Annotated in this window: 5 protein-coding genes; all 5 read right to left on the bottom strand. The window is 65.1% G+C overall.

The window, feature by feature from the left end; all coding sequences use genetic code 11:
- Positions 1–901: xylulokinase (gene xylB, locus K675_RS0129080; protein ID WP_017906979.1), on the bottom strand; the 901-nt coding region annotated here is incomplete at its 3' end.
- A 193-nt stretch (positions 902–1,094) separates the two neighbouring features.
- Positions 1,095–2,573: a mannitol dehydrogenase family protein gene (locus K675_RS0129075; RefSeq protein ID WP_017906978.1), complete on the bottom strand. Its 1,479-nt coding sequence runs from the start codon at positions 2,571–2,573 to the stop codon at positions 1,095–1,097.
- A 17-nt stretch (positions 2,574–2,590) separates the two neighbouring features.
- The gene (locus tag K675_RS0129070; protein WP_017906977.1) at positions 2,591–3,694 is read right to left on the bottom strand and encodes an ABC transporter ATP-binding protein; all 1,104 of its coding nucleotides are present in this window, start codon (positions 3,692–3,694) and stop codon (positions 2,591–2,593) included.
- Positions 3,695–3,839: 145 nt separating this feature from the next.
- Positions 3,840–4,676 carry a carbohydrate ABC transporter permease gene (locus K675_RS0129065; RefSeq protein WP_017906976.1) on the bottom strand — a complete coding sequence of 279 codons (837 nt, stop codon included), beginning with the start codon at positions 4,674–4,676 and terminating at the stop codon, positions 3,840–3,842.
- Positions 4,677–4,686: 10 nt separating this feature from the next.
- Positions 4,687–5,613, bottom strand: a complete 927-nt coding sequence (locus K675_RS0129060; RefSeq protein ID WP_026145632.1) for a carbohydrate ABC transporter permease — start codon at positions 5,611–5,613, stop codon at positions 4,687–4,689.
- Positions 5,614–5,664 lie beyond the last annotated feature (51 nt).

Raw genomic sequence — 5,664 nt, 5'->3', positions numbered from 1 at the left:
GCGGCAGCCAGCCGCCGCTGGAGGAGCAGAAGGCGGCGACCGCGGCGTCCGGGCTGACCAGCGGCTGTCCGGCATAGGCGTAGACCGTGCCGGACGAGCCGAGGCTCATGGTGATCACACCGGGGCGGATGTTGCCGGTACCGATGGCGCCCATCATGTTGTCGCCACCGCCGCTGGCGACCAGGGCCTGGGGGTTGATGCCCAGTTGCCGGGCGATCTCGGGCAGTATCCGGCCGACCGGTTGGCGGGCCTCGATCAGATCCGGCAGGGCGTTCTGCAGCCGGCCACTGGGATCGATATGGTTCAGCAGCGATAGATCCCAGCAGCGCTGGCGGACATCGAAGTAGCCGCTGCCGGAAGCATCGCCATATTCGGCACAGGCGCGACCGGTGAGCCAGTGGTTGAGATAGTCGTGGGGCAGCAGAATGTGGGCGATGCGGGCGAACAGGTCCGGGTGGTATTCCCGGGTCCAGAGCAGCTTTGACACGGTATAGCCGGGGGCGATCACCAGGCCCAGTCGCTCCAGCGAGCCTTGTTCGCCGCCCAGGTAGTCCAGCAACTGCCGGTTTTGCGGAGTGCTTTCGGTGTCGCACCAGAGTTTCGCCGGGCGCAGGACCTGGCCCTGTTCGTCGAGCAGCACCAGGCCGTGCTGCTGGCCGGACACGCCGATGCCGAGGATGGCCTGGCCGTCGACCTGCGCGGCCCGCAGGGCCTGGTGGGTGGCCTGGGTGAACGCCTCCAGCCATTGCCGGGTGTCCTGTTCGCGGCGGCCGTTGGCGCCGCTGATCAGCTCGTGGGGGGCGCTGCCCTGGCCCAGGACCTGGCCACTCGTACTGTCGAGGACGAGGGCCTTGGTGCCTTGGGTGCCGCAGTCGATGCCGAGGTAGAGTGTCTGGTTCATGGCAGTGCCTGGCAGTTGGGGCTGTAGACGATGGTGGTTTCAGCACAATCCTTGTGGGAGCCGGCCGGGCGGCGCTCCGCTTGCTGGCGATCCGCCAAAGGCGGCCACCCAGTGAGGTATCCGGCGCTGCTGGCCTCGCTATCGCCAGCAAGCCGGCTCCCACAACGGGAGGGTGGCGTTTCACCCATGGGGATCAGATCCGGCTCAGCAAGCGTTCCAACGTCTGGCTCACGCCCACTTCCCGTAGGCTGTTGTAGCAGTGCTCGAACGCCGCGACGAAAGCTTCGGACTTGGGAATCGCCGTACCGAAGATCTCTTCCACGCCCAGCAGGCGCTGCACGATCAGGGTGTCATCGGCGACCAGCGCCTGGCAGAACTCGGCCCGTGGGTCGGGGATGCGGTAGCGCACGCCGTTCTCGTCGACGCCCTTGAGGTACAGGGCCCAGGCCGCCACCACCAGCGCGGCGCGCTCGGTGTCGCGACCATCGGCGATCAGTCGATTGATGGTCGGCACGGTGAACTTGGGAAACTTCGAGGAACCGTCGGAGCACACCCGCTCCAACTGGTCGGCAATCGCCTGGTTGGAGAAGCGTTCGACCAGGGTGTTCTTGTAGTCGCCCAGGTCGATGCCCGGCACCGGTGCCAGTTGCGGGGTGACGTCCAGATCCATGTAGGCGCGCATGTAGGCGACGAACAGCGGGTCGTTCATGGTCTCGTGGACGAAGCGGTAGCCCTTGAGGAAGCCCAGGTAGGTGAGGGCCAGATGGCTGCCGTTGAGCAGCTTGATCTTCATCTCCTCGTAGGGTGTGACGTCGTCGGTGAACTGTACACCGACCTTTTCCCAGGCGGGTCGGCCGTTGCCGAACTTGTCCTCCAGCACCCATTGCACGAAGGGTTCGCAGACCACCGGCCAGGCGTCGTCGACCCCGTGCTCGTCATGCAGTTGCAGGCGGTGGGCGGCGCTGGTCATCGGCGTGATGCGGTCGACCATGGCGTTGGGAAAGCTCACGTTGGCGGCGATCCACTCCTGCAGCCCGGCATCGCGCAGCGCGGCAAAGGCCAGCAGCGCCTTGCGGGTCACCGCGCCATTGTGCGGCAGGTTATCGCAGGACATCAGGGTGAAGGCCGGGATACCGCTGGCCCGGCGTTTCGCCAGGGCCGCGCAGAGGAAGCCGAAGACCGTCTGTGGCGTGTCCGGATGCCTCAGATCATGCTGGATCTGTGGCAAGTGACTCATGAACTCGCCGTTGCTGTCGTCGATGCAGTAGCCACCTTCGGTGATGGTCAGCGAGACGATGCGGATTTCGGGCGAGGCCAGCTTGTCGATCAGCGCCTGGGCGCCGTCCTGGGCCAGCAGCATGTCGCTGATGGAGGCGATGACGCGGGTTTCGGTGTCGTCGCCGTCGCCCAGTTCGTAGAGGGTATAGAGGTAGTCCTGGGCCGCCAGGGCGTCGCGCACGCCCTGGTCCTCGCGGCGCAGGCCGATACCGCAGATGCTCCAGTCGTGGCCATCGCCGAGGTTCATCAGGGCGTCGGTGTAGTAGGCCTGGTGGGCGCGGTGGAAACCGCCGACGCCGATATGGGCGATGCCATGCCGGGTGTCGCTCGCCACGTACCCGGGTACGGCGATTTGCGGCGACAGGTTGTGCAGGTTCTGCTTGTTCAGATTCATTGCAGGATTCTCTGTAGTCAGGCCGCGGCGCGCAGCGCGCGGGGCAGGGCAACGCCGTCGGCATCGAAAAGGTGGCAGTGCCGGCTGTCCAGGTGCAGATCCAGGGTTTCGCCGTACTGGCTGGCCAGGTCGCCGCGGATACGCATGGTCAGTGCCTCGCCGGAGCGGGTACGGACATGGCAGTAGGTGTCGCTGCCCAGGCGCTCGCCGACGTCGGCGGTGACGCGCAGGATGCAGTCGCCGGGCTTGGCGATCTCCAGATGCTCCGGACGGATACCCAGGGTTACCGGGCTGCCGACGCTGAGGCTGGCGCCGCTCTGTGCCAGGGCGATGCGGGTACCGGCTTCCAGTTCGACCTCGCAGCCCTGGCTGTCGATTCGGCTGATCCTGCCCTTGAGGAAACCCATCTTCGGTGTGCCGAGAAAGCCCGCGACGAACAGGTTGACGGGGGCGTGGTACAGCTCCAGGGGCGAGCCGACCTGCTCGATGCGCCCGCCATTGAGCACCACCACCTTGTCGGCCAGGGTCATGGCTTCGACCTGGTCGTGGGTCACGTAGATCATGGTCGCCTGCAGTTCCTTGTGCAGGCGCGCCAGCTCCAGGCGCATCTGCACCCGCAGGGCGGCGTCGAGGTTGGACAGCGGCTCGTCGAACAGGAAGATCTTCGGGTTGCGCACGATGGCCCGGCCAATGGCCACGCGCTGGCGCTGGCCGCCGGAGAGCTGCTTGGGCTTGCGTTCGAGCAGTGGCCCCAGTTCGAGGATGCGTGCGGCTTCGCTGACCTTGCGCTCGACCTCGGCCTTGGCCACGCCGGCCAGGTCCAGGGCGAAGGACATGTTCTTGCGTACGCTCATGTGCGGGTAGAGCGCGTAGGTCTGGAACACCATCGCCAGGTCGCGCTTGGCCGGGCTGACGTCGGTGATGTCGCGTCCGTCCAGTTCGATGGTGCCCGAGGTGACTTCCTCGAGGCCGGCGATCAGCCGCAGCAGGGTCGACTTGCCGCAGCCGGACGGGCCGACGAAGACCACGAACTCGCGGTCGCGTACTTCCAGGTCGATGCCCTTGATGATGGAGAGGCCTTCGAAGCCTTTTTGCAGATGCTTGATTTTCAGGTTGGCCATGGTGTGGCTCCTCGATTGTTTGGCAGAACACCGGTCCCTGTAGGAGCCGGGCTTGCCCGCCAAGAGGCCGGATCCGACGAATTGCGGTGTCTGGTCCGGCGCCTTCGCGGGCAAGCCCGATCCTACCGGGGCCGTGTTGTATTCATTACTTCACGGCACCGAAGGACAGGCCGCGCACCAGCTGTTTCTGGCTGATCCAGCCAAAGATCAGGATCGGCGCACAGGCGAGAGTCGAGACGGCGGACAACTTGGCCCAGAACAGCCCCTCGGGGCTGGAGTAGGAGGCGATCAGCGCGGTCAGGGGGGCGGCGTTGGAAGAAGTCAGGTTCAGTGACCAGAAGGCTTCGTTCCAGCACAGTATCAGCGACAGCAGCAGGGTCGAGGCCAGGCCACCCTTGCTGATCGGCAGCAGCACCCGCAGCATTTCCTGCAGCAGCGTGGCGCCGTCGAGACGGGCGGCCTCGAGGATGTCCCGGGGGATGTCCTTGAAGTAGGTGTACACCATCCAGATCACGATCGGCAGGTTGATCAGGGTATAGATCACGATCAGCGCCAGGCGGGTATCGAGCAGGTTGAACGACTTGGCCAGCAGATAGATCGGCATCAGCACGCCCACCGGTGGCAGCATCTTGGTGGAGAGCATCCACAGCAGGGTGCGCTTGGTCCGCTGGGTCTCGTAGAACGCCATGGAGTAGGCGGCCGGTACCGCGATCAGCAGGCACAGGGCGGTGGCGCTGAAGGACACCACTACCGAGTTCCAGGCGAAGCGCAGGTAGCCGCTGCGCTCCTGGATGTGCAGGTAGTTCTCCAGGGTCGGGCTGAAGATGAACTGCGGCGGCGTGGCGAAGGCGTCGATTTCGCTCTTGAAGCTGGTCAGCACCATCCAGAAGATCGGAAAGAAGATCAGCAGGGCGATGGTCCAGGCCAGAATGCCGAGCAGCACGCTCTGCAGGCGGCGCGATTGTTTGAGAGTCAGGGTCATGGCGCGGGCCTCAAGGCTGGTCTGTCAGGTTTTTGCCGAGCATCCGCACCAGGATGATCGCCGCGATGTTGGCGATGACCACGGCGATCAGCCCGCCGGCGGAGGCCATGCCGACGTCGAACTGCACCAGCGCCTGGTTGTAGATCAGGTAGGCGAGGTTGGTCGAGGCGTAGCCGGGGCCGCCGTTGGTGGTGGTGAAGATTTCGGCGAACACCGACAGCAGGAAGATGGTTTCGATCATCACCACCACGGCGATGGGCCGGGCCAGGTGCGGCAGGGTCAGGTGCCAGAAGATCGCCAGTGGGCCGGCACCGTCCAGGCGTGCGGCTTCCTTCTGCTCCTGGTCGAGGGACTGCATGGCGGTCATCAGGATCAGGATGGCGAAGGGCAGCCATTGCCAGGAGACGATGATGATGATCGACAGCAGCGGGTAGTGCGCCAGCCAGTCCACCGGCTCGGCACCGAACAGGCGCCAGACGGCGGCGAGCACCCCAGAGACCGGATGGAACAGCAGGTTCTTCCAGATCAGCGCACCGACCGTGGGCATGATGAAGAATGGCGAGATCAGCAGCACCCGGACGATGCCGCGGCCGAGAAACTCGCTGGCCTCCAGCAGGGCCGAGATCAGCACGCCGAACACCACGCTGATCAGCAGCACGCTGCCCACCAGCAACAGGGTATTGGCGGCGCCCGGCAGGAAGCCCGAGTCGGTGAGGAAGTAGCTGAAGTTCTCCAGCCCGACGTAGTTGTTTTCGCCGGGGTAGAGCAGGTTGTAGCGGATCAGCGAAAAGTACAGGGTCATGCCCAGCGGCACGATCATCCACAGTAGCAACAAGGCCACCGAGGGGCTGACCAGGAACCAGCCGGGATTGCGCAGACGGCTTTTGCGCAGCGGTTGGCGGAGGTCCATATGAGCTTTTGCAGTGGTGCTGTTCATGGCGTTCAAAACCGCTAGGGGGTGGGTTGCGCCCTGGAGAGCGGCGCATGC

The organism is Pseudomonas fuscovaginae SE-1 (genome assembly GCF_000364705.1).
GTDB lineage: Bacteria > Pseudomonadota > Gammaproteobacteria > Pseudomonadales > Pseudomonadaceae > Aquipseudomonas > Aquipseudomonas fuscovaginae_A.
Note: the sequence above shows the minus strand (reverse complement) of the source record. Positions and strands in the feature narration are given on the sequence as shown.

Coding starts and splice junctions, on each gene's coding strand:
- K675_RS0129075 (WP_017906978.1), bottom strand. CDS start 2,573: ATGAATCTGAACAAGCAGAACCTGCACAACCTGTCGCCGCAAATCGCC.
- K675_RS0129065 (WP_017906976.1), bottom strand. CDS start 4,676: ATGACCCTGACTCTCAAACAATCGCGCCGCCTGCAGAGCGTGCTGCTC.
- K675_RS0129070 (WP_017906977.1), bottom strand. CDS start 3,694: ATGGCCAACCTGAAAATCAAGCATCTGCAAAAAGGCTTCGAAGGCCTC.
- K675_RS0129060 (WP_026145632.1), bottom strand. CDS start 5,613: ATGAACAGCACCACTGCAAAAGCTCATATGGACCTCCGCCAACCGCTG.